This is a genomic window from Bartonella sp. MR168JLCBS (assembly GCF_042194175.1).
In genome coordinates this window covers 334-601 of sequence record NZ_JBHIMP010000528.1, presented here as the reverse complement: position 1 = coordinate 601, position 268 = coordinate 334, and the positions used below count along the sequence as shown (strand labels likewise).

1 protein-coding gene is annotated in these 268 nt (G+C 26.1%); it reads left to right on the top strand.

Annotation, left to right across the window (positions count from 1 at the left end):
- Window positions 1-67: 67 nt before the first annotated feature.
- Window positions 68-268: hypothetical protein (locus ACFIK8_RS12420; protein WP_375669604.1), on the top strand; the 201-nt coding region annotated here is incomplete at its 3' end.

Here is a 268-nt window from a genome sequence, read left to right as displayed (position 1 = left end):
ATCATTAAATTATTACTTCTTATATAAATTAAAAAAATTCTTTTTATAAAGAAAATTTGATACATCCATGCTATATAATAAAAACGTAAATGAAGAAAAAATAAAAGACAACAATGTTACTAAAAGAAATATTGATGAAAAGCTAGGAATTCCTAAACCACTCCAAACTAAGAACCAAGAAAAGATTGCATCTTCTCCAATAGTGTTGGCAATAGTTTTTCTTACACGCTATAAATTTTTCGTATATCCAACACGGCGCTCAAAGAAA